This is a genomic window from Lactobacillus melliventris (assembly GCF_013346935.1).
Classification (GTDB): domain Bacteria; phylum Bacillota; class Bacilli; order Lactobacillales; family Lactobacillaceae; genus Lactobacillus.
This window is the reverse complement of record NZ_JAAEEB010000003.1, coordinates 40,139-63,576: the sequence shown is the minus strand read 5'-3', so window position 1 is coordinate 63,576 and position 23,438 is coordinate 40,139. Positions and strand designations below refer to the sequence as shown.

Genomic DNA, 23,438 nt, shown 5'->3' with positions numbered 1-23,438 from the left:
AAAAAGACTAATTCGTAATTAAAAACGAACTAGCCTTTTTTTCTTATCTATTTAAGCTTGAACCCTTTAGGCAGCTGCGGCTTTTTGCCATTATACATAACATAAGTTTCTTTAGGACTCTTTTTAGCCGAATGGTTATACAGTTTTAGCAATTGTTTTGCAGTATATTTCTTGCCTTTCGGCTTTCTAATTGTGCCTTTGCCAACAGCTTGGATATGTTTAAAGCCTTGGCCTACTCCCGAACTCTTACGTAAGCGGTAATGCCCAAGCTTGACAACAAAACCTTTAGGATTACCAGCATTTTTCAAAATCTGACTATTATGAATATTAAAATGGCTTAAATCAACTCCAGCGAGCTCTTGATCATTAGTAAACATTTCCGTTGAATCGTACATTTTTGGTAACCGCCAGCCACGCAAATCAACAAAAACAAGATTATCACAGTCCATAAACATTTGGCTGACCCTGGTAACCTGGCGTGTATCCCAAGTATGCAGGTCAAGCTGCTCAAGACTTTTTGCACCTTTAAACATCCTAAGCATATCAGTAACTTGGGCAGTATTAAAGTGCCTCAAGTCAATGTCTTTTAGACTGCTGTCGCCACTGAACATTGAATTCATCCAGCGTACGTTCTTGGTGTTCCAACCCGTTAAATTGAGTTTAGCCAAAGAGCTGTCTCCAGAAAACAGCGAGATCATATTAGTAACGTTGCTGGTATCAAAACTACCTAAATCTAAACTAGTAACAGCCGGATTGCATGCGAACATTTCTCTCATATCTTTAACTTTACTCGTATCAAAGTGACTGAAATTTAGCTGATCCAAGTGAGCGAATTTTGCAAACATCCCCGACATATCTGTAACATTACCAGTATTAAAGCCACTTAAGTCAAGTTTAGTTAAGTTAGAACACCCTTGAAACATATTTTTCATACTGGTGACTTTTTTGGTGTCCCAATTAGCCAAGTTTAAGTGAATAACTGTACTGCCCGAAAACATTTCCGCCATATTAGTCACTTGACTGGTAGCAAAATTACTCAGATCAAGACTTGACAAATTTTGGGTACTGGAAAACATATCGGACATATTATTAACTTTTCTGGTATCAAAGTGCTTAAGATTTAGTTCAGGAACTTTTATTCCAGCAAACATACCAGCCATGTTAGTGACATTACTAGTATCAAAATTAGCCAGATTAAGTTCTGCCACATCGCTATCCGCAAACATCTCTGCCATATTGGTCACTCGGCTGGTAGCAAAACTTTTCAGATTAAGATGTTTCATCGGGCTGTTTCTAAACATACCGCTCATATTTGTGACTTTGCTTGTATTAAAACTGCTCAAATCTACTTCTGTTAATGCTGTGTTGTCAAACATTCGTTCCATGCTAGTCACTTGGCTGGTGTCAAAGTGACTCACATCAGCTTTAGTTAGAGCTTTGTCATTAGTAAAAAGCAAAGCCATATTTGTCACTTGACTAGTATCAATTTTGTCGAGACCTGTAATATCCTCCAAATACTCAAGACCGGCAAACTTTTCTGCCGAATTCGGAGCCATTTGAACTGGTGTTTCAAACACAATATGCTCAATATTACCAGACCATTTAAACTGCTTTAAAAATGGTGTGCTGGATAATTGACTGCTCTTTTGCGCGCCACTAATCCGTAGAGTTCTACTAATAACGTCGTATTTCCATGTGCAGCTGCCATCAGTGCCAGTCCACAGACCGGCATCAGATGGCAAACCTGTCGCACTAATTGGGACAACAGCAGGAGTTTCTGTTGCAGCAGCTACATTTAAATTGGTTTGCACCGTTACGACTAAACCTAATGCCATTGTTGCAATACCTATCCCAGTTTTTTTAAACTTGATTAAATTTGGTAACTTCATCTTGTGACCTCTTTTCTCTTACCATTATTATAAGGGCATTTTGCTTAAATCTAATTAATAATTTAAAACTTAAGTTAAACTTTGCCAGGCTGTAATTCTTTTACTGTAAGACATGTATTGCTGCACCTATATTAGGTTATAATAAATTTAACAGAAAGTAGTAGAGATAGTGAGGGTGAATTATGAAGCTGACAAAAAGAATTGGAATTAGCCTGGCTATTTTAGCACTGGTCGTAACTCCGCTTTTAGCAAATTGCAATCAAATACAAACAGTAGTGGCTGCTAAAAGCAGTAAAAAGACCGCAAAGGGTAAAATTACTTTAATCTATGGTGCCCATCTTTATAATAAACATGGTCATAAAATTAAAAACAAGAAAAAATATCTGCCATATGCTCAAGATGATGCCAGTGGTTATAAGTATATCTATAGCTTTAATGCAGATGTTATGAAATACTATGGCACTAAAAGAATTAAGGGCCAAAAATTCTATAATATTGGTAAAGGTTGCTACATTAATGCTGCAGATGTCAAGGAAGTTAACGGTAAAAACAGTAAAAAGGGTAAATTAGTTTTATTACAAAAATCAGCCGTTTATACTAAAGCCGGTAACAAGACTGGCCACACTTTACCTAAGCGAGCTATCGTTAAATATCAAGGCAAAGTTAAACAAGTTAAAGCAAGACCAAAATACTATTATAGTAAATTCTTTAAATCAGATAATGATGAGCATATTTTCTATCTGCCACTCACAAAAATTAAAGGGAAAAACTATTATGCGATTGGTAAAAATCGCTATGTCAAAGCCTATAATGTTGCAAGTTTAGATGGTTATCCTCTAACTTACAATGGGGTTACAACGGCCACCGTTCTTAAAAAGACAGCCACTCAGACTTTAAACGAAAAGAAAACCAAACACATTTTAAAAAAGGGGCAGAAAATAAAAGTTGATTTAGCCGTCGAACCTTGGGCAGAAGACTTTGAAGGCTATATTTTCCGCCTGCATAATCATCATAATGAATACATAGATGAAAACTGTATCAACCTGAGAAATTACTTGCCAACGACCGACTACTCTGATTTAACCTATAGTTTTGTTACTGCAAAGACTACTGCAAACGTTAAGCTTTATGACGCCACAGGAAAACCCGTTGGGATTAGTTTTAACACTGCAAAGCAGTCTGACTTTAATGTTGACGGCTTGTTCTATATTTGGAATGGGACTACAAACAAAGCTGAGTTGTATTACCACCTTCTGAGTAACAATTTAGATAGAAAAGCCCTTATCAATAATGATGGCACACAATTGAAGGCCAGGGCGACTGACAAAAAATATGGGCCAACCATTCTCACCACCAGTGAAAAAATAATAGCAGCTAACAGTTTCGTCAAAGCAAGTGATGTGAAATTTAGCTGGGGCATAAAACTTTCTCCTGTAAACACTTCATTAGCAGCCGAGCAGAAACAAAAAGTAGCAACCGACAGCGATAAAGTGAAGCTCCAGAAAGACTTTGACTCTGGACAGCAAACTATTAACGAGAGTGTTCACTATGATGGACTTATGCAGAGCTATGACTATGCTTTAGCTAATGCTGCTGTTGTCTTACGGTCGAGCAAAGCGACGCTGGCACAAGTAGATCAGGCAATCTGGCTGTTAAAAACCACTAAAAAACAGATAAAAACTTTAAACTTCCCTGAATTTGCCTAAAGTTTACTAGAAAGACAAACTAAAAAGGATTAGTTCTGAAATGAGCTAATCCTTTTATTTTACTTAAAATCAAAAATGAAATGATTTTGGTAACTGTGGTTTTTTACCGTTATACATGACATAGGTTTCTTTAGGGCTCTTTTTGGCAGAGTGATTATACAGCTTAAATAATTGCTTTGCAGTATATTTTTTGCCTTTCGGTTTTCTAATTGTACCTTTACCTACAGCTTGAATGTGTTTAAATCCTTGGCCTACACCTGAACTCTTACGCAAACGGTAATGGCCCAGCTTCACAGCAAATCCTTTAGGATTGCCTGCCTGATTTAAAATCCTGCTGTTATGAATATTAAAATTAGTCAGATCAACCCCTGCTAATTTCTTGTCCTGCATAAACATATCTGTCGAATCAGTCAGTTTAGGCATGTGCCAGCCATGTAAATTAACTTTAGTCAGATTAGGACATTGAGCAAACATCTCACTTACTTCAGTTAATTTACGAGTGTTCCAATTATGTAAATCAACAGTTTTGAGGCTCCGATCATTTTTAAACATCTCATAAGCTTCAGTGAGACTATTAGTTTTAAGATGACTTAAATTAATATTGACCAGCTGCGGGTCGTTTTTAAATATGCGACTCATACTCCTGACCCGTTTGGTATTCCAGCCTTTCAAATTAACCGTCTTTAAATTGTCATCATCACTAAACATTTCAGACAAATTTTTATTGGACTTAGTATTAAAATGGCTTAAATCTAAGCTGGTAATTTTTTTCATACCAGAAAACATATAGCTGGTGCTAGTGACCTTGCTGGTATCAAAATGACTAATATCAAAATCAGTTAAATTTTCAGCACCCTCAAACATGCCAAACATATCAGTTACCTTGCTGGTATTAAAGTGCTTAATATCCAAGCTGACCATATTCTTTAATCCAGCAAACATAGTGCTCATATCAGTAACATTGGCAGTATTCCAACCCGTTAAATTAAGTTGTTTTAATGCTGTATCGTTTGAAAACATACCTGACATATTAGTTACTTTACTAGTATCAAAGTTACTCAAATCCAAATTGGTCAAATTGGAATCTCCAAAAAACATAGCTTTCATATTTTGAACATTACTAGTATTAAAATTGCTCAAGTTTAGAGTTGTTATGTCCATACTATGAGAAAACATGTTGCTCATGTCCGTTACGTTTTTGGTATTAAAGCCTGAGCAGTCGAGCTGTTTAATCAGGCAATTATTGAACATTCCGCTCATATTTTGTACTTTACTGGTATCAAAGCTATCTACATTAATCGTTTCTGCCTTGGTACCGGAAAACATATTTGCCATATCGGTTACTTTGCTAGTATTAAAATTTTTTAAATCCAGCTTTTTAAAATTGGCCGCCGCAAACATGCTGTTCATAGTGGTTACATTTGCGGTATTCAATTTACTCAAATCTATTGCTATGGCAGTAGCATTATCCATACCTAATTTAAAGAACATGTTACTCATATCTGTAACTTTACCGGTATCAAACTTACTAATATCTAAGCTATTAAGGTTCATATCACCGGCAAATAAACCAGACATATCGGTTACCTCACTGGTATCAGCGTTCTCTAAACCCTTAATATCAGACAAATATCTCAAATTAGCAAATTTTTCTTTTGAATTTGCAGACAACTTAAACGGACTTTCAAAAACGATATGTTCAATACTTCCAGCCCATTTGAATTCTTTAGTAAAAGGTGTGCTTGACAATTGTGCTCCTTTAGCACCACTAATAGTCAGCGTATTAGTAAGGACATCATATTGCCACGTGCAGCTGCCATCCGTTCCAGTCCAAAAACCTAGCTGATTATTGCTAGTACTGGGTGCATTCGGTGTTATTTTTGCAGTTTGATCTTTAGCAGCAGGTGCAGCAGAAGCTGCCACAACATTCTGCACCAGATTAACGCCACTCATCATGCCTAGTACTGCAGCAGCCATACTGATGCCTAGTTTTGTTAAAATATTTTGCTTGAATTTAGTTGACTTCATTTTCTGACCTCCTTTTGCTCTTAATTCCATTGTAAGCCTTTTAAAAGTTAAATAATATCTTCTTTTGCGTTTACTTGCGCTAGTTTCCACCCAGTCATAAAGTGCTGCTCGCGTAAAGAACGCAAGTCAGTATAATCACTTTCCAAGCTATCAATTGCATCCTGCAATTTTTTGTTTTGCTTACGAATCTGGTCAAGTTCAGGATCATTAACAACGCCTTTCAGGTGCATTTTAGCGGCTAGTTCGCGACGTCTTTCCTCAAATTCACCTTTCAAAGTAGCAAGGGCATTTTCATATTTGACCAGTTTTTGGTTAACTTCAGGAATTTCATTATTTAAACTGACAAACAATTTATAGGGCATGTTGGACTTAATACGATTGCATTCCGTGCAGGATAAAATCAGGTTGTCAAAATCATTATTATGTGACAGTGAAACCGGATCTTTGTGATCAACGCTGCGGCCGCGCCTGCCGCAATATTGGCAGCGATAATGGTATTTGGCACGAATACGTTCTCGGTCAATATAATCCACTTCATTGAGCTTAAAGTCGACGTTTAAGCCTAATTTACTTAGGTTTTCGGCAAAAGTAAACTCGCTGCTGGGCACAAAGCCAGTTTGGCCTGTCTCGCTGTCAATTACGGCCTGGTTAAAATCATGTGTTGCTAGTTGCTGCTGGGCCAATTCATTGCCGTCATAATCCTGAATGAAGGCCTCATAACGCTTGCGCAGGTCATTTTTAGCTACCAAAAAAGAAGTATTGCCACTGTCTTCATCCTTACCTACAAAGGTAAACAGCAGGCATTGCGCAAAGACTTTAACCGCAATATTGGCAAAATTCTCCGGCGCTTTTCCTCTTTGAATGCACAGATCACAGATACTGGTTAACTTAGGATTAACCAAACCTGCTTGTTTAAAATGTTTGGCATTGATACGCAAACCGCACGCACTGCATTGAAACTTCACTTTTGAATGTTCTCCTTAAAATAAGACATTAATATTTAACTCAATTCTACTCAATTTAAGATAATAAAAAAAGGTGGACGTAATGTCATCCACCTTTTAGTCTTATTTAAAAACAAACTATTTATTTTCGTCTGCTTTGGCCTTGTTCAAGAAAGCAACAACTGCCGCCACGTGCGCAACACGTTTCTTGCCGTTTCTTTTGTTCTTAGGTCTTTGGTTTGGTTCACAACCGGTGTTGTAATTCTCACCTTTACGCATAGTACTATACTTCCTTTCAGATTTTCGAAAATCTCATATAGTTTACCACTTAAGCTATAATGAAGCAAGATTTGCTCGTACTAGATCATTTTACTGTGATTTTTAATATCAAAAAACGGTTCCTTTGGAACCGCTTAAAATCTAATATTATTTATTAAATATTATCAGTTTATCACACTAATTATTTTCACTAACGGTCATAGCAGCATCAATCACGCCACTGTCGTCAGCTAAGCTGATTGCTGCATTCTTTTCATCAACTACCAAGTTATTCCCTAAATATTGCATTTCTGCAGGACTTGTGTATAAGTCAAAGCCCGCATTATTTTCAACTTTAATTGAAAAGTCTGGATCTTGCTTATCCAAGACCACAAATTGAAAGCGGGTTCCGGCAGCACAACTGCCAGCAATATTAGAGTATTTATTAGAGCCGTCGTTTAACGATAATAAAACAACTTGACCCTCTTTCACACTCTTTTTAATTTTATCAGCAGCACCTGATTTAACGTTCATTTTAACTGTTTCGGAATTACTCATTTTAATATTTCCTCCTAATCCTTAGCAATTTTCTCAAGTATAGGATATATTAAGTTATAGTGTCAAAAATTATGTTTATAGTAAAAGTATCCCTTAATCTAAAAAATTATTATTGCTAATAAGGGAAAAAAAGGTCAAAATGTATATAGCGATTACAGATGATTATAACTTGTGAAAGGGGACATTTTATGACCGTCTTGAAAAAGGTTTTTAGCGATAAAATCCTGCAAATTACTTTTGTAATAACGATTATCAGTCTTTTTTTTGCTAGACCGCGGTTTGAAGACATTAACTTACATACGATCTTTTCAGTCGCCGCGATGCTAATCATTATTCAAATATACGCCTACTTACACGTCCTTGATGTGCTCGCGTATAAACTGACCAGTATTGCTGATAATATGCAAAAACTAAATATTTTATTTACGGCTTTAGCAATTATCGCGGGGATGTTTTTGGGCAATGACATAACAGCGCTTACATTGATTCCCCTATACTTGAATATTGCTAAGAGATGTGATTTACCCCAGATTTTACCCGTTACTTTAATCGGTATGGGCGCAAACATTGGGGCTGCCTTTACTCCTTGGGGTAACCCTCATAACATCTTTTTAGTTAGCAAATATTCTGTTAACGCTGTCCAATTTTTTTCATGGTCTTTGCCCTATTTAATAATGGCACTCGTTATTACGCTGATTATTTTTCACTTTATCCCCCGCAAAAAAATTCCGCGGCAGGATGTTAAACAGATTAATATCAGCTTAAGACCAACAATCATTACTACAGCAGTGTTTGCACTATTCTTCTTGGGCGTATTTAAAGTTATTAATGTGGTAATTCCACTGATCGTTGCAATTATCCTGGCATTATTAATAAACCCCAGAATCTTGCTTAAGGTTGATTTTGCTCTGCTATTAACTTTCACATGCTTCTTTATTTTCATTAGTGATATTCAACAAATTCCGATGATTGTCAGCATTATCCATACAATGATCAATTCAGAAACTTCAACTTACTTCACGTCAATTATTTCAAGTCAAATTATCAGTAATGTTCCTGCAACCATTTTAGTTGGTAAATTTACCCCTTATGCTAAAGCATTGTTTTTAGGTTCCAATATAGGTGGCTTTGGTTCACCGATTGGTTCAATGGCAAATATGCTGGTGCTCAAAACTTTTACCCAAAATGCGACAGTTTCAAGAGGGGAATTTTTCAAAAAATGGACTGTAATGCAGTTCATAGGTTTGCTGGTCTTGACAGTTGTAGGCTGGGGAATTTTATTAATTTAATAATCAATTTAGTAAAGCTTTGCTAATGAAAGGTAGTATAAGCTCCTTTTTTATACTCAAAAGTCTCTTAATCAGTTATAATTAAGAGACATATATAAGGAGGAAGACTATGAACAGTTTAACTTGGATAATTGTAATTATTATTATTTTATTAATTGCAATCTATATTGCGGTATACAATGGCTTACAAAAAGCCAAGGTTTACACCGATGAGTCCTGGAGCCAAATTGACGTCCAATTAAAGCGGCGTAATGACTTGATTCCTAATTTAGTCGAAACTACCAAAGGATATGCCAAACACGAAAAAGAAACACTGGAAAACGTTGTGCAGCTGCGTAATCAGTTAACTAACATTCCCAGCGATGACCATGCACAAACCTTAAAAGTTTCTAACCAAATTTCTGATGCGCTTAAGTCCATCTTTGCCTTATCAGAAAATTATCCTGACCTTAAAGCCAATCAAAACTTCTTGAAATTGCAAGAAGAATTGACTAATACTGAAAATAAAATTGCCTATTCAAGACAGCTTTATAATTCATCTGCTGCTCTATATGATCAAAAACTTTTAACCTTCCCTTCCAATATTGTTGCTCACATTCATGGTTTTAAGAAAGTTGACTACTTGCAAACTAGTGAATCTGAAAAAGAAGTACCTAAAGTTAAGTTTTAAATACTAGGCCAGTTTTATGTTATTTCAACAAATTGCCCGCAATAAGCGCAAAACTGTGGGTATTATGGGATTGTTTGTTATTATCTTGGCACTTGTAGGTGCGGGACTGGGTTACCTTTTTAGCAACAGGCCAATTTTAGGTTTAGTTATTGCAGTGATTTTTAGTATAATTTACATGCTAATTGTCTTGCCCAATCCGGCAAACATGGTTATGAGCCTCAATCATGCCCAAGAAGTTCATGAACAAGATAATCCAGAGTTATGGCACGTTGTGCAAGATATGGCACTAGTTGGTCGTGTGCCCATGCCGCGAGTATTTATTATTGATGACGCCAGCCCTAATGCATTTGCGACAGGAAGGGATCCGAACCATTCAGCAGTTGCAGTTACTCAAGGTTTACTCGATATGATGAACCGGGAGGAACTGGAAGGAGTTTTGGGTCATGAAATTTCTCATATCAGAAACTACGATATTTTAGTTTCTACTATCGCGGCAGTGCTAGTAGGAGTCATTTCTTATCTTTCTGGGATTGCCAGCCGCTATATCTGGTGGATTGATGATGATCGTGATAGTGATCATGATAGTGGTGGCACTATCGTTGTCATTTTTAAGGTAATAGCTGTAGCGTTTGTCTTAATTTTGGGGCCTATTTGTGCCAGTTTAGCGCAAATGGCATTGTCACGTAACCGTGAATACCTTGCCGATGCTTCTTCAGTAGAGTTAACGCGCAATCCTCAAGGCCTAATTTCAGCGCTTGAAAAAATTGACGGCTCTGCACCAATGAAAAAAGCTGATCCCAGCAGTGCCGGAATGTATATTGAAGATCCTATGCGTAAAAAACTCAGTTTTACCCATTTGTTTGACAGTCATCCGCCAACAGCGGACAGAATTAAACGTTTAGAAAAAATGTAAAAAAACAACCTTCTTGTTCAAGGTTGTTTTTTATTTCAAATTAATATTTGCCTGCCTGAATAGTTCTGCACGCATTTGCACTGGCGTTTCATGATAATATTCACTGAACTTCTTATAAAAGAAGGACTTGCCGCTATAACCAACACGGGTAATTATCTCTTTGACGGAAATATCCGGGCGGGCAAGTAAACTTCGTGCTTCCAGCATGCGCCTTTCATCGACATGTTCCACAAAACTTTTGCCTGTTTTTTGTTTAACCAAACTTGAAAAATAATTAGGATTAAAGCCAAAATGCTTGGCTGCATCATTAAGCGTAATGTTAGTAAAATGGGCATCAATATATTTTTCCAGATCCGTCTGTGCAAACTGATGACTTGTTGCTGGAGTGGAAGTTAAATTTTGCTTTCTGACAGCAGAAACGAAAAGCAAGGTAAGTTCTGCCATGATAGCGTTGCGGGTAAACAAGTCATAATTAAGATATTCATTAATTATCTTTTTAAGTAGATGGGCAGACTCTGACATTAGCGTTCCGTTTAACCCTAATAATCTTTTTTGCTCAAAAGTAGTATTGATTTTTTTAAGCAATTTTTTCTCATAATTATTCATTACAGTTAGATTGTCGAAAAAGTTCTGGACATCTATATTAGGATCAAATTCAAGCTTAACTAAAATATCTTTACTACCAGGTTTTAATATTTCATAATTGCTCTTTTTCTGTAAAAAGATGATATTACCATCATTGAGCATAAAATCCTGACTATTGATTCTCACTTTAGTTGAACCTTTTGCCTCATACAGAATAGTCAACCCTGTTGTTTGGTAGCGATGAATTCCCGTATTACGATTTTCTAAAAAGGCTATAAACAAATCAAAGTTGCTGTTACCTGGTTTTATTTTCACTTCATTAGTATCAGACCTAGCCGCATCTATGATACTGGCTAAATATTGTTCCAATTTAACTGCTGCCATTTCTTTCACCTCTTATACAATTTTGGGGTTATATAGTTTTATTATATAGCAAATTTTCATCTTACTAATATAATTTTGTTATTTTACCTTTATCATTGCTACATGGATAACGGAAACTCCTTGTGCATCTAGACAACTAATTTTCTTTTCTGTATAATAAAATTTAACATCGGGGTGCCTGTAAAGGCTGAGATTAAACCCGCAGAACCTGCTATGGATAATGCCAGCGAAGGGAAAACGAAAGATTTTACATCGTCAGGCTATTATCCTGACGATTTTTTTGGTAACTAAATTGATTAAATTAAATAACCTAACATTTTCATATGATAAACAAAACGAAATTTTAACAGACATTAACTTAAATATTCCTACAAAGCAGTTTTCATTGTTAGTTGGACCAACTGGCTGTGGTAAATCTACCTTATTGAAAATAATAGCAAAGTTATATCCTGAATTTGCTGGACAACTAAGCGGCACTGTTACTCTGGGCGGCTTAAAGGCTGCTATGATGTTTCAAAATGCCAGTGAGCAATTTACTATGGCAACTCCTCGAGAAGAAATTATTTTTGCACTGGAAAACCTCTGCCTTAATAAGGCCCAGTATCTAAAACAGTTAAATGAAGCCGTTCAGTTTACCCAAATTGATTATTTACTTGATCAAAAAATCAACACATTATCTGGTGGTGAACAACAAAGAGTGGCATTGGCTGTTCTTATAGCGATGAATGTTGACTTGTTTTTACTTGATGAGCCCTTCGCCAGCTGTGATCCCGCTGCCCGCAAGTTCTTAATCGCTAAACTAGCACATCTGCGCGATCAAGGAAAAACAATCATCTTAAGTGACCATGTGCTAGCTGGTTATGAAGGAATCTGCGACAATCTTTTTCAATTTCAGGGTAAACGCCTGGTGCAGCTTTCTCAAGCAGAACAGGAAAAATTGTTGCGAAAAAATACGGATTCTAATTCCTATACTTTTGTCTTACCAAAGGAAAATGACCGGTCGTGCTTTACTCTGCAAGACGTTCAGATTAGGCAAAATCGTGTACTCTTAAAGCAGGAACAGTTAAAGATTGTCTCTGGTAAAACCACTCTGATTACAGGAGCCAACGGTGTGGGCAAAACTTCGCTTTTTAATGCTCTGACTAAAATGATCCCTTATTCAGGCAGCATCACCTACCACAACCGTGAAATTAATAAATTACCTACTCGTAAGTATTTGCTTCATGTAGGCCAAATATTTCAAAATGCAACTGACCAGTTTATCAATGTCTCTGTTGCAGATGAAATTAACCTCAGCAAAAAAAAGCGGACCAATTCTTATTTTACTGATGGCAAAATAGCTGCTGCTTTATCCACTCTTGAACTTGATTCACTACTTGATCATGTCGTATATTCATTATCCGGTGGACAACAAAAGAAACTGCAAATCTTGTTAATGTTGATTTCAGATCAGGATGTATTGTTAATTGACGAACCACTTAGCGGCCTGGATGCTGACTCTGCCGTCAAAGTGATGTCTTTATTAAGAGAAAGTCAGAAAGCACGGAAGCAAACGCTTTTAATTATCAGCCATGAGTTAAAGAATTTAGCTGATTGGTGTGACTATCACCTCATTTTTAAAAACCAGCATCTAGCTTACACGAACAAGTGAGGTACTATCATGAATCCTAGTTTTAAATTTATCTTGGCTCTGATTATTTCTGTAGAAATATCACTGAAATCAAGTTTACTAACAAACCTCTTAATCATATTCTTTGCATTGGTCTATTTAATTTGCAAACACATTAAATTAAGCAATTTGCTTTTAACTCTACTAATGCCTTTAATTGCCGCTTTTACAGTTTTTGCGACTTTATACTGGTTCTCGCCACAACCCAACTTACAGAACGCACTAAGCTTATCTAGTCGAATTTACGTTTATACTTTGACTATCTACTGCGTTTCAATAGACACTACTGCTACAGAATTTGCCCGCTCTTTTGAACAAAATTTTCATTTGCCCAGCAAGTTTGCTTATGGAGTTTTAGCTGCTCTTAATATCGTTCCCCGAATGAAAGAGGCCGTTAAGCAAATTCGTACTGCTGGCATGATGCGGGGAGTATATTTGAGTTTTTGGTCACCGGTTCTTTATTTTAAAGCTATCTTAGTTGCTCTGAATTCTGCAGAAAATTTAGCTCAAGGTATGGCATCCCATGGTTACCGCGAAAATGCCAAGCGTTCTGTCATTGCAGCTGTTCCTGTTAAAAAAAGTGACTGGCTGCAGTCAATTGCAATTTTGGTTTTAGTAAATCTAGCATTATTGACGTTAAAATAAAAAAGTGGACATGCTTGTCCACTTTTTTTCTATCCCTTAATTTATTCAGCTAAAGAATAACCAGCAAAACTAATATTAACCGGCGCGTCTGCAGTGATAAAAATTGCCGGCTTTTTGGTTGTGTAATAGCGTTCTGAAAATACCAGCTCCCCGTCATTTAAGAAAAACTCAATTGAACTTGTATCAATAAAAACTTGTATTTTTAATTTTGAGTTTGGTCTCAGTTTGCCATAACGTTGTGCGTCGGTTGTCGATTTATCCGCTCTGATCAAAATTACTTCATTATTTTCCTTATTCCAAGATAATGTAACCAGATTTTCCTGTTCATTTTTAAAAATGAAGCTAATCTCATTACCTGACCAATTTTCAGTTTTAGCAGTTAAAAGCAACTCCAAGTGCTGCGGATCAGAAACATTAACTTGCATTGAAGAACTCGTTTGTTTTTCGTCAACTACTTTTTCTTGCCGTAGTTGTTTTAACTCATTTATGGGCGTCATATACAGCTGATTGTTCTTTAAAGTTAATTCTCGCGGCAAAGTTAACGCCCCACACCAGCCATCAGCCTGCTCGGGAAAGTCTGCGTGCCACATATCGAGCCAGCCAAAAACAATGCGCCTATCATCAGGAGTTAACATGGTTTGGGCAGCGTAAAAGTCATGTCCATGGTCAAGTTCTTGAAATGCACCATGTTTAAATTGATTGTTGCGATAATCCATTTTACCGATAAAATATCCCGTTTGATAGCAGTTAAGATATTCTTTACCCTTTGCCACGATTCCTTGAGGTGAACATAACAAAACGTCCTCTCTGCCCAATGAAAAAAGATCAGGGCATTCCCAGGTATAGCCTTCAATATCGGCTCCTTGAGAAACGGCTATCGGGCCTAAATAATCCCAATGCAATAAATCAGTCGACTTATAAGTAATTGCACGGCCTAATCCTTTCTTATCCTGACCACCCACAACAATATAATATTCATTTCCATCTTGCCATACTTTAGGGTCACGAAAGTGCTGTGAGTTATCCGTCGGTGGCAATGCAATCGCAGGATTACCACTATATTTTGTAAAATGAATGCCATCGTCACTAAAAGCAACATTTTGTGTTTGATAAAAGCGACTATGATCATTGACATCGTAGTAATGATTACCTGTATAAATCAGATACAAGCGACCATCCTTTTCAATTGCACTGCCAGAATAACAGCCATTTTTATCCTCAGGACTATCCGGGGTCAGTGCAATTGGCAATTCTTCCCAGTGAACCAAATCTTGACTGCGATAATGGCCCCAGTGCATAGGGCCCCTTTTAGCTGAATAAGGATAGTACTGGTAAAAAATATGATAATATCCTTGGTAATATGAAAAGCCATTAGGATCATTCATCCATCCAGAAGGTGTTGTTATGTGATAATTTAGCCGATACCGCTTGTTAGTAATTTTAGCCGGAGTTTGCATTTTTTCTTCCTTGTTTTCAATAAATTTTCGTTCACTACTTGTTTAATTGCAAAATCAAATTGCCGTGATTGACTTCTGTCTCTTTATTTTCAGTTGTAAAGCCTTTTTTATATTCTGGGAATAATACCATAACAGTAGTTTGTTTACCAGCTGCTTGAATAGCTTTTAAATCCATTTTTGCAAGAGGATCACCGGCAGCTACTTCTTGACCGTCTTTTACTAAAACTGTAAATCCTTGGCCGCCTAAATCTACAGTATCAATCCCCATATGCAATAATATTTGCACGTCATTTTCACTTTCTAGAGTAATTGCGTGTTTAGTAGGAAATACCGAAATTACCTTACCATTAACGGGTGAAAAAATATCACCGGTAGTAGGTTGAATAGCAAAACCGTCTCCGACCAATTTTTTAGAAAATGTTTCATCATTAACTTTTTCAAGTGGAAGATATTCACCATCGACTGGTGCTAAGACTGAATTATCATCAGTAGGAACAATTATTTTGCTTTCTCGATGATTAACCCGTCTCTTATTCTCCGGTAAAATTGGCTTGAATTTATTCCAGGTAAGAATAAAGATAATTGGTAAAATAAATGCAATTAAATTACCTATGACATATGGTTCAATTGGTCTTGCAACTGTCAAACCAGGAAGTACAGTCAGCCCCTGGGCTAAACCTTTAACATTGAACAATTTCATGTAAATGCCGCCAAAACCAGCTCCTAAGAATGAGCACACAAAAGGTACAATACTATATTTAAGGTTAACTGCAAATATTGCTGGTTCTGTTATACCAACCAAAGTAGGAATAAAACTTGAAATGGCAATATCTCGATCTTTGGACTTTTGCTTTAAAATCAGATACATTCCAATGCAGCCGCCACCTTGCGCAATAATTGAAACTGACCAGATAGGCTGAATATAGTCGAAACCTGTTTGCACAATTAAGTTTGCTTCAATCCCCTGAATAGCATGTTGGGTGCCTGTAACAACAAGTGGCTGCAATCCAGCTGCAAAAACAAACGCGCCTAATGCACTCATCTTCATATAGAGAAAGTTAATAATCCCACCTAAAACATCACCAATCCACAAGCCGAGTGGTCCAAATAATAAGAATAGGGATAAATTAGCTGCCAGTAATGTAATTGTCGGTACTAAAATATACGAAACAATTTGAGGTACGTATTTGGTAGCAAACTTTTCTACTTTTGCTTGGAACCAAGCGGTTAAAATAGCGGCAAAGACACCGCCCTGAAAACCAACTGCAGCAATTTTTAGACCAAATAGGTTCCAGTATGCCGGGTGCACTTGACCTAACACAAAAGCGTTTCTGTCAGCCAAATCAGGAGAAATCATGACAAAGCCAACCAATATTCCTAAAATTGGATTGCCACCAAATCGTTTTGTTGCAGTATACATTACTAAAACAGGAAGTATTTTGAACGTAGCAGCAATCACATTCAAAAACTTACAAAAATCGCCTACATAAACACTTTGCTGTGCTAAGGACTTAGTCATACCAAACATACCAGGAGTGGCAAGCAGTGATCTCAGTCCTAAAATCATAGCAGCACCAATGAAAGCTGGAATTATAGGAATAAAGATATCACCAAAAACCTTGAAAGCCTGTTGAAACTTATTCTTATTTTTCATTCCTTCATCTTTAATTTGATCTACTGAAACTTCCTTTGTACCTGATACCTTGACAAAAGCATCATAAGCTTCTTCAACTGCTCCCGGCCCAAATACTATTTGCAATTGACCGCTGTTGTATATTACTCCTTTAGTTCCTTCAATATTATTGAGAGCATCCTGATCCGCTTTATTAATGTCTTTTAAAACTAATCTTAATCTTGTAACGCAATGAGTGGCACTAACTACGTTATCAGCACCGCCAACGTTTTTTAAGACTTCTTGTGCAATTTTTTTATAATCCGTCATATACTTTTATCCTCTTTTATCATTTGCGATAATCATTGGAAAATTCAATGTGCTCAACATGAAGGGCACCATTAGTCACTGTCATACTTAAGCTGTGACCAAATTTGTGATAAACACGGGCATTTAAGGCTGTACCATCTAAATAAATAGATAAGATATTATCATCCACGATTATTTTAAGATCATATTCTTTACCGGCCTGTAAATTAATTGGTCTGCTAAGCCCCTTGTTCATCATTTGATACCACCTGTAGCAAGGATTCTTATCCAAGGTTAAGCAATTCTCATCCAAATTAAATCTAAACTCATATGATTCATCTGTTGCAGAATTTTGATAAAGCCTTACAGAAAAATCACTGACACTAGAGCTGAAATTGATTTTGGCATGAAAGTAAAAATGCTCGCCCGTGTTTTTAATAAGTTCCTTTTCTTGAAGTGTGTCTGTGGTTTGTAATTCTTGTGGCGCAATTTCTTGTTTATTTGCAAAAGCTGCACAGATTTCTGCAATAGGGCGGACGCCCAGGGTTTTATCTGAACGCTGATAAATTTCTTGTGGTACAAAAGTACCGCCCCACTCATAATTGTTCATGTCATTTAGATCTGTTTTGGTCGGAACCCAGCCAAAAAGTACTCGTCGCTTCCCGTCAAAAGCCGTACGCGCAGCATAATAAGCGCGCCCGTCAAAAGCTTCATCTTTAGGTTTAAGCCAAGGACCAGCAAGACTTTTACTCATCCTATAAAAAACCTTATTTTTTACACTGTATTCAGAATAAACCAGATACCACCAATCACCCATTTTAAACAGCTGTGGCATTTCAAACATAGTATATAAATTTGGTGCCCAAAAATCGCCTTCAAACTGCCAATTTTCGAGGTCTTTTGAAGTATATTTCACGAGCCGTCCAGTTAGTTTGTGCTTATCTTGACCTTTACGCGCTCCCAAAATCAACAGATATTCTTTTTTGTTTTCATCCCAGATAACTGACGGATCTCGCCAATTACGATTATCATAGCCTGGCTGAGGTTCAAGTTTTAAAGCATTTTTTGACTTAGTCCAGTGAACAAAATCTTTACTAGTAGCATGCAATAAAATCTGTGAAGTCTTCTTCTCTTTTAAAAATTCTTTATTAAATCCGGTATAAAAAGCATGAATACTACCTTTAGCTTCAAAAATAGATCCCGCATAAATGAATTGATCCCAATCTTGATCGCTGCCACGCTTTAATACTTCTCCATAATCCTGGTAGTGCACAAAGTCTTTAGTAGTTGCTAGTGACCACCCAAAAGGATCAGTAATAGGGCCATTTATACGTTTATCTCTTTGGTGATATACATAAAACTGACCGTCTTTAGCATACGGCATAATGTCTCCTACCCAGACATCTTTGGGCTGATAATAAATTTTTTGATTATTAGTTGGCATTGATTTCATCGCTTCTCCTTGTTAGCACTTTCATTTATATATCGTAATATACTGCAACCCGTTACATATGTCAACCGGTTACATATTGCAAATTAAAAAAGTCAGCTCTTAGACTGACGAGTTTTACACAGTATGGCCTAAATATAAGCTAACAGGAAGATCCAATCGATCTGTTTCCTTTTTACCATTAATTTTATTAATTAATTTTTCTGTTGCTACCTTAGCTATTTGAGCAATTGGCTGCCTGATTGTTGTTAACCTGGGATTATATAGCAAAGTTTGCTTTGCTCCGTCAAAGCCAATAACTTTTACATCTTCTGGTACTCTCTTATGATGCATTTCCAAATAAAAAATAGCTAATGAAGCTAAAAGGTCGTCTCCCGCAAAGATACCATCAATTTGAGGATGACTTTGCAAATAATTCTCAATAGTTTTTTTCTTTTTAGCAGCATCCCATACAAACGGAACTTCTAAGATATTTTTCGGTAAATTGTATTTTTTTAGTAAATCCATGTAGGCAATCGAGCGATCGTTAGCCGGTAGTTTGACAGTACTATCTCCTCTAATATCGAGAATTTGCTTACAGCCATGATTAATTAGTAGTTGCACTGCCATTTTCCCGCCAGCATAATTATCACAAGCAACTGTTGTAGTATTACTACCTAAATCACGGTCAATTGCAACTATTGGTAGTTTGGAATTTTGATAACCAGACACATGTTTATTATGTGTCCCCACAATTATGCCATCTACCTGGTTTTTGCGGAGCATTGTTAAATATTCAATCTCTTTTTGAGGATTATTCAAGCTGTTGCATAACAGCAGCTTGTAACCCTGCTGGGCCAAGAGATATTCAATGTCTTGGATTAGTTCAGCTTGAAATGGGTGAACATTTGAAGGAAAAATTACACCAATTGTATATGTTCTTTTTTTATATAATGCACGAGCTAGATCGTTGGGATAATACTCTAATTTCTTCATGGCTACATGCACTTTATCACGAGTTTCTTTACTAATATAACCGCGATTATTCAAAACTCGTGAAACTGTAGCCGTAGAAACATGGGCTTCTTCTGCCACTTCACGTATTCCAATCTTTTTCATATTTAAAATTCCATCCTAGATTCAATCTTGTAATGTTTTAAGCCCTACTGCCACGGATTTTATACAATACGGTATTAAGTTAAAGAAATCTACTTATGATACGGACTGCCACTATTAATCATAAAGCCGCGATAAATTTGTTCAATCAAAACGACCCGCATTAACTGGTGGGGCAAAGTCATTTCACCAAAGCTCATTAAATCGTCCGATCTTTTATCCACTTCTGAACTGGTACCTAAACTGCCACCGATAACAAAAGTAAGATCAGAATGTCCATAGGTTGCAAGATCCTTGATTTCGTGCGCAAATTCTTCACTGGTTCGCTGCTTGCCATTAATTGCGGTCACAAAAACGTATTCTTTATCTTTTATTTTGCTCAAGATCCTTTGTCCTTCTATTTTTTTAACATTTTCCTGTTCTGCCGCACTAAATTTTTCAGGAGCTTTTTCATCTGGCACTTCTATTACCTGAACTTTGGCAAACCTACTCAGCCTTTTTTGATATTCAACAATAGCATCCTTAAAATACTTTTCTTTTAACTTACCCACACAAACAATTTTAATATTCATAACTGCTATTTTATCCCCCAATTCCCAAAGTTTCCACTTACCTTTTCCACAACTGTGTAAAGTTAAAAACTACATTTTGTGGTCTTTACCTTTAGTAAGCGAATAAATTGTGTTTTGCTTATTTTTTTAAATTTATCAAATTAAATTTACCCACAGTGAGATTAATTATAGGTGATTTTCACAAACTTTTTGCTCTCAAATACTGCTGTTAAGCCTTGAACAACTGTTTGATCTAATTAATTTTCACTATTATTTACACACAATTCACAGGTTTTCCACAATTTGTCCCAACTACTTTTTCGCATTTTATGCACAATCCACAAAGTTATCCACAATTATCAACAAGATTTTTATCTTTGTGTTTTACTTGACAGCTTTTAATTCCGAACTTTAATTTGTTTCCCAATAACAATATTAAGAAAAAAGCTATACTTATGTTTAAAACCGCATAGTATAGCCTTTTTTTTACTTAATTCTGGAATATTTTTGATTTAGTCTGACTGCAATTTTACTCGTAAATTGATTTCTTTTCCGTTACGATTAACGGTCAAATTGACGTTATCTCCGACTTTGTGATTATACAAAATGCTGTGTAACGAAGCGACATCTGAAACAGCTTTGTTGTCAACTTTAATAATTACATCGCCTGCTTTAACTCCTGCTATCGCAGCCGCACTGTGCTTAGTAACTGAATCTACATAAATACCATTTTTAAGATTAGATTTGATGTTAAGGTGGTTTCTGTAACTGGAAGGAATGCCTTGTAAAGCAATTACTTTAACTCCCAATTGTGGACGTACAATCTTACCTTTCTTAACCAATTGATTAACGATAGTTACTACTTCATTGGAAGGAATAGCAAAACCCATTCCTTCGACTGATGTACCGTCGCTTGATTGCGAAAGCTTCATTGAGTTGATCCCAATAACCTGTCCCGCGGAATTAACTAATGCACCACCCGAGTTACCAGGGTTAATTGCTGCATCCGTTTGAATAACTGTTTGCTGATTAGCAGATGAAGTAGTAATGCTACGTGCAGGAGCCGAAATGATCCCTTGCGTAACCGTAGAAGCATATTCACTGCCCAGAGGAGAGCCAACCGCAATTACTGTTTGTCCTGCCTGTAAGCTCTTGGAATCGCCAAATTCAGCCGTTTGAGTGACATAGCTGCTGTCAATTGAAAGTACAGCTAAGTCTGTTGTAGCATCCGTACCAATGATACGTGCATTAACTGTTTTACCATTAGACAGCATAACCTGAACTTTATCACTACCAGAAACAACGTGGTTGTTGGTAACAATATAGCCCTTATTACCGGACTTAGTGTAAATTACGCCTGAACCTTCGCTGTATGTCTGCAGCTTTCCTTTGCCCTTATTATCATTATCGTAATCGCCGAAAAAATCGAAAAGGGAATTGCTGCTGTTTGTCTGCCTTTTCATATTAATAACTGAAACCACAGCACCTTTAACGTCGTTATAAGCTGGGGTCATTGTCCCGCTGGTTTTAGCACTGTTTCTAGAGGTTTTAGCACTGCTGGAACTAATACTAGTCTGTGCATTATTATTCATATTAGCATTATTAATTTGATCTAAGGCCACATATGAGGCCCCACCACCTATTAGTCCGGCTACAACACCAACAATAGCAGTCTTCAAAATGCCATGTTGCTGACGACCAGAGTTTTGATTATTCATCATTTAGTCTCCTTTATACATCTTTTTTACTATACTAACAAAATTTGAAAAAAGGTAAAAAATTTCCTTAAATTTGTACTAAATTAGTCGGCTGGACCGGGTCGGTCAAAACAATTTTAACATCACTGGGCAAATTAGCATCTCCGTCAACCATTATTTTTTTAGCAGCATTGTAGGCTAACTTTGCCGTATTATTATGCTGACTCCTGTGTGCCAAAAATATATGTTCTGTTTTACTTGTTACCACATCCAGCAGAGCCTGCCCTGCATCATCGTTTGATAAGTGACCAACGTCTGATAGTATGCGCTGTTTTAAACCCCAGGAATACGGGCCATTACGCAGCATCATATCGTCATAATTAAACTCCATCAGATAGGCATCTGCGTCTGCAATTACACTTTTTACCTTACGGGAAACATAACCTGTATCTGTTAAAAAGGCCATTCGTTTACCGCCGCTTGTAAAAACATAATATTGTGGCTGAGCCGCATCGTGACTGGTCGCAAATGCAGTAACATCCAAATCACCAAATGTTTTTGTTTGCCCCGGTTCAATAACATTAATTTGTTCAACCGGTATCTGCCCAATTTTTTGCGTTTCAGTTAAATATTCCCAGGTACCACTATTGGCAAAAGCAGCAATTTGAGGGTAACGTCGCATCAAAACCCCCAATCCTTTACTATGATCTGAATGGTCATGGCTTAAAAAAACCATGTCAATATCTTTAATATCAACGCCAACTTCACTTAGCAACATCTTGATTTTTTTGCCTGACAAGCCGGCATCCATCAAAATCTTATGCTGCCCAGTTTCAATCAAGCTGGTATTGCCAGTCGAACCGCTGGCCAAAACGGAAACCTGCACCGCATTCTTTCCTTCCTAATTTTTTTGTACATTAACATTATATGAGCTGCCCTGCAAGATTTGTGCTGTAAATGCATTAACTCTTTTAACAGTGATATTCTTAGTAGTCTTATTTTCTACCTGAATTAACCAAGTTGGTAATAAAATAGTACTCCCGCGAACATCGGTTAATTTAGAATAACCCAGGCTAACCTGCATCACACGTGAATTGTTGACAATTTCCCTATCAGTATACATTGCTTTGACAGCATGCCAGGCACTGATAATTAATTGTGGTTCACGTACAGCATTAATAGGCCCCATATAAGAAATAGTATAGTTAACAATTTGATTATCACGCACATTAATTGTTAACTGGGCATCACTGTCATAAATACGGCCATAGTCAGTATTTTGGACATAACAATAGGTATTATCGCCTGACATACTGGGTTCGAATTTAAATTCTTTACCGTAAGGAACATTTTTAGGATCATTTTTAAAATCCTCTAATTGTTGTAAATTCTTTTTACGATTTCCACTGAGCAAAATCAGGGATTTTGGTGTACCAGTTAAAGAATTATCGCTTTTAGAATAATGGGTAGTAACTTGCGTTAAACTGCTGCTTTTACGAGAAAGATAGTCGCGATTCTTAACAGCTAAGTAATAACCAGATTGTTGCTTATGCGAAATATGGAGGGGAATATCAATGCCGTCAGCACGCATCTCGGCCCGGATACTTGTTGCAGTGGAACCGGAGGTATCACTTAAGCTAATAGGAGAACGCCAAATTTCTATTCCTAAATAAATATCAATTAACAAGAAAATAATGAAAAATAACCATTCTATTCTTTTACGGTCCAT

The 23,438-nt window shown here is 36.7% G+C and carries 19 protein-coding genes, 2 pseudogenes and 1 riboswitch; of the genes and pseudogenes, 6 read left to right on the top strand and 15 right to left on the bottom strand.

The genetic code is table 11. The features are described 5' to 3' along the window. Nucleotides 1-47: 47 nt before the first annotated feature. Nucleotides 48-1,889: a BspA family leucine-rich repeat surface protein gene (locus GYV61_RS03265; protein ID WP_174794768.1), complete on the bottom strand. Its 1,842-nt coding sequence runs from the start codon at nucleotides 1,887-1,889 to the stop codon at nucleotides 48-50. A gap of 182 nt (nucleotides 1,890-2,071) precedes the next feature. Here GYV61_RS03265 and GYV61_RS03260 point away from each other — a divergent pair, with 182 nt between their 5' ends. Next, a complete protein-coding gene (locus tag GYV61_RS03260) occupies nucleotides 2,072-3,595 on the top strand; it encodes an SLAP domain-containing protein (RefSeq protein ID WP_174794767.1) in 1,524 nt (507 codons plus the stop codon). A 69-nt stretch (nucleotides 3,596-3,664) separates the two neighbouring features. On the opposite strand, the gene GYV61_RS03255 is transcribed toward GYV61_RS03260, so the two are convergent. From GYV61_RS03255 to GYV61_RS03240, 4 genes are all read right to left on the bottom strand, one after another. Beyond that, on the bottom strand, nucleotides 3,665-5,623 hold the full coding sequence (locus GYV61_RS03255) for a BspA family leucine-rich repeat surface protein (protein ID WP_174794766.1): 1,959 nt from the start codon (nucleotides 5,621-5,623) through the stop codon (nucleotides 3,665-3,667). Nucleotides 5,624-5,670: 47 nt separating this feature from the next. Continuing rightward, nucleotides 5,671-6,588 carry an HNH endonuclease gene (locus tag GYV61_RS03250; protein WP_174794765.1) on the bottom strand — a complete coding sequence of 306 codons (918 nt, stop codon included), beginning with the start codon at nucleotides 6,586-6,588 and terminating at the stop codon, nucleotides 5,671-5,673. A 117-nt stretch (nucleotides 6,589-6,705) separates the two neighbouring features. Next, nucleotides 6,706-6,846 (bottom strand): hypothetical protein, encoded by a 141-nt coding sequence (locus GYV61_RS03245; protein ID WP_109917899.1) that lies wholly within the window; start codon nucleotides 6,844-6,846, stop codon nucleotides 6,706-6,708. A gap of 177 nt (nucleotides 6,847-7,023) precedes the next feature. Continuing rightward, a complete protein-coding gene (locus GYV61_RS03240) occupies nucleotides 7,024-7,383 on the bottom strand; it encodes an iron-sulfur cluster biosynthesis family protein (RefSeq protein WP_046324134.1) in 360 nt (119 codons plus the stop codon). A 188-nt stretch (nucleotides 7,384-7,571) separates the two neighbouring features. Here GYV61_RS03240 and GYV61_RS03235 point away from each other — a divergent pair, with 188 nt between their 5' ends. The 3 genes from GYV61_RS03235 (at nucleotide 7,572) to htpX (ending at nucleotide 10,255) form a co-directional block, all read left to right on the top strand. Continuing rightward, nucleotides 7,572-8,672, top strand: coding sequence for an SLC13 family permease (locus tag GYV61_RS03235; protein WP_174794764.1), 1,101 nt, complete (start codon nucleotides 7,572-7,574; stop codon nucleotides 8,670-8,672). A 109-nt stretch (nucleotides 8,673-8,781) separates the two neighbouring features. Next, nucleotides 8,782-9,342 (top strand): LemA family protein, encoded by a 561-nt coding sequence (locus GYV61_RS03230; RefSeq protein ID WP_110445437.1) that lies wholly within the window; start codon nucleotides 8,782-8,784, stop codon nucleotides 9,340-9,342. A gap of 16 nt (nucleotides 9,343-9,358) precedes the next feature. Then, nucleotides 9,359-10,255, top strand: a complete 897-nt coding sequence (gene htpX / locus GYV61_RS03225) for a zinc metalloprotease HtpX (RefSeq protein WP_174794763.1) — start codon at nucleotides 9,359-9,361, stop codon at nucleotides 10,253-10,255. A 30-nt stretch (nucleotides 10,256-10,285) separates the two neighbouring features. Here the strand turns inward: htpX and GYV61_RS03220 are convergent, their stop codons facing one another. Beyond that, entirely contained in the window at nucleotides 10,286-11,224 is a 939-nt protein-coding gene (locus GYV61_RS03220) for a helix-turn-helix transcriptional regulator (RefSeq protein WP_174794762.1), read from the bottom strand. Nucleotides 11,225-11,384: 160 nt separating this feature from the next. Continuing rightward, nucleotides 11,385-11,476, top strand: a riboswitch (TPP riboswitch). Between GYV61_RS03220 and GYV61_RS03215 the strand changes: the two genes are divergently transcribed. Together GYV61_RS03215 and GYV61_RS03210 are read left to right on the top strand one after the other, a co-directional pair. Beyond that, the gene (locus GYV61_RS03215; RefSeq protein WP_174794761.1) at nucleotides 11,445-12,875 is read left to right on the top strand and encodes an ATP-binding cassette domain-containing protein; all 1,431 of its coding nucleotides are present in this window, start codon (nucleotides 11,445-11,447) and stop codon (nucleotides 12,873-12,875) included. (Overlaps the previous riboswitch by 32 nt.) 9 nt (nucleotides 12,876-12,884) lie before the next feature. Continuing rightward, nucleotides 12,885-13,538, top strand: a complete 654-nt coding sequence (locus GYV61_RS03210; protein ID WP_174794760.1) for an energy-coupling factor transporter transmembrane component T family protein — start codon at nucleotides 12,885-12,887, stop codon at nucleotides 13,536-13,538. A 41-nt stretch (nucleotides 13,539-13,579) separates the two neighbouring features. Here GYV61_RS03210 and GYV61_RS03205 read toward each other — a convergent pair whose 3' ends face one another. From GYV61_RS03205 to GYV61_RS03170, 9 genes and pseudogenes are all read right to left on the bottom strand, one after another. Then, nucleotides 13,580-14,995: a glycoside hydrolase family 32 protein gene (locus tag GYV61_RS03205; RefSeq protein WP_174794759.1), complete on the bottom strand. Its 1,416-nt coding sequence runs from the start codon at nucleotides 14,993-14,995 to the stop codon at nucleotides 13,580-13,582. 34 nt (nucleotides 14,996-15,029) lie between these two features. Continuing rightward, nucleotides 15,030-15,461, bottom strand: a pseudogene (locus GYV61_RS09840) (PTS sugar transporter subunit IIA); the annotation flags it as partial. Between the two features lie 57 nt (nucleotides 15,462-15,518). After that, nucleotides 15,519-16,937 (bottom strand): annotated as a pseudogene (locus GYV61_RS03200) (PTS transporter subunit EIIC); the annotation flags it as partial. 19 nt (nucleotides 16,938-16,956) lie between these two features. Beyond that, entirely contained in the window at nucleotides 16,957-18,369 is a 1,413-nt protein-coding gene (locus GYV61_RS03195) for a family 43 glycosylhydrolase (RefSeq protein WP_174794757.1), read from the bottom strand. Nucleotides 18,370-18,483: 114 nt separating this feature from the next. Continuing rightward, the gene (locus GYV61_RS03190) at nucleotides 18,484-19,464 is read right to left on the bottom strand and encodes a LacI family DNA-binding transcriptional regulator (protein ID WP_174794756.1); all 981 of its coding nucleotides are present in this window, start codon (nucleotides 19,462-19,464) and stop codon (nucleotides 18,484-18,486) included. An 89-nt stretch (nucleotides 19,465-19,553) separates the two neighbouring features. After that, a complete protein-coding gene (gene rlmH, locus GYV61_RS03185) occupies nucleotides 19,554-20,033 on the bottom strand; it encodes a 23S rRNA (pseudouridine(1915)-N(3))-methyltransferase RlmH (RefSeq protein WP_174794755.1) in 480 nt (159 codons plus the stop codon). 491 nt (nucleotides 20,034-20,524) lie between these two features. Then, on the bottom strand, nucleotides 20,525-21,733 hold the full coding sequence (locus GYV61_RS03180) for a S1C family serine protease (protein ID WP_110445430.1): 1,209 nt from the start codon (nucleotides 21,731-21,733) through the stop codon (nucleotides 20,525-20,527). A gap of 64 nt (nucleotides 21,734-21,797) precedes the next feature. Beyond that, on the bottom strand, nucleotides 21,798-22,595 hold the full coding sequence (locus GYV61_RS03175) for an MBL fold metallo-hydrolase (RefSeq protein ID WP_122025503.1): 798 nt from the start codon (nucleotides 22,593-22,595) through the stop codon (nucleotides 21,798-21,800). Between the two features lie 15 nt (nucleotides 22,596-22,610). Continuing rightward, nucleotides 22,611-23,438, bottom strand: coding sequence for a two-component system regulatory protein YycI (locus tag GYV61_RS03170; protein ID WP_046324125.1), 828 nt, complete (start codon nucleotides 23,436-23,438; stop codon nucleotides 22,611-22,613).

Bases quoted from the DNA above. Each gene is read 5' to 3' on its own strand.
- GYV61_RS03210 (WP_174794760.1), top strand. From the start codon at position 12,885: ATGAATCCTAGTTTTAAATTTATCTTGGCTCTGATTATTTCTGTAGAA.
- GYV61_RS03260 (WP_174794767.1), top strand. From the start codon at position 2,072: ATGAAGCTGACAAAAAGAATTGGAATTAGCCTGGCTATTTTAGCACTG.
- GYV61_RS03220 (WP_174794762.1), bottom strand. From the start codon at position 11,224: ATGGCAGCAGTTAAATTGGAACAATATTTAGCCAGTATCATAGATGCG.
- GYV61_RS03265 (WP_174794768.1), bottom strand. From the start codon at position 1,889: ATGAAGTTACCAAATTTAATCAAGTTTAAAAAAACTGGGATAGGTATT.
- rlmH (WP_174794755.1), bottom strand. From the start codon at position 20,033: ATGAATATTAAAATTGTTTGTGTGGGTAAGTTAAAAGAAAAGTATTTT.
- GYV61_RS03235 (WP_174794764.1), top strand. From the start codon at position 7,572: ATGACCGTCTTGAAAAAGGTTTTTAGCGATAAAATCCTGCAAATTACT.
- GYV61_RS03240 (WP_046324134.1), bottom strand. From the start codon at position 7,383: ATGAGTAATTCCGAAACAGTTAAAATGAACGTTAAATCAGGTGCTGCT.
- GYV61_RS03255 (WP_174794766.1), bottom strand. From the start codon at position 5,623: ATGAAGTCAACTAAATTCAAGCAAAATATTTTAACAAAACTAGGCATC.
- GYV61_RS03170 (WP_046324125.1), bottom strand. From the start codon at position 23,438: ATGGACCGTAAAAGAATAGAATGGTTATTTTTCATTATTTTCTTGTTA.
- GYV61_RS03205 (WP_174794759.1), bottom strand. From the start codon at position 14,995: ATGCAAACTCCGGCTAAAATTACTAACAAGCGGTATCGGCTAAATTAT.
- GYV61_RS03215 (WP_174794761.1), top strand. From the start codon at position 11,445: ATGCCAGCGAAGGGAAAACGAAAGATTTTACATCGTCAGGCTATTATC.
- GYV61_RS03245 (WP_109917899.1), bottom strand. From the start codon at position 6,846: ATGCGTAAAGGTGAGAATTACAACACCGGTTGTGAACCAAACCAAAGA.
- GYV61_RS03190 (WP_174794756.1), bottom strand. From the start codon at position 19,464: ATGAAAAAGATTGGAATACGTGAAGTGGCAGAAGAAGCCCATGTTTCT.
- GYV61_RS03195 (WP_174794757.1), bottom strand. From the start codon at position 18,369: ATGAAATCAATGCCAACTAATAATCAAAAAATTTATTATCAGCCCAAA.
- htpX (WP_174794763.1), top strand. From the start codon at position 9,359: ATGTTATTTCAACAAATTGCCCGCAATAAGCGCAAAACTGTGGGTATT.
- GYV61_RS03180 (WP_110445430.1), bottom strand. From the start codon at position 21,733: ATGATGAATAATCAAAACTCTGGTCGTCAGCAACATGGCATTTTGAAG.
- GYV61_RS03230 (WP_110445437.1), top strand. From the start codon at position 8,782: ATGAACAGTTTAACTTGGATAATTGTAATTATTATTATTTTATTAATT.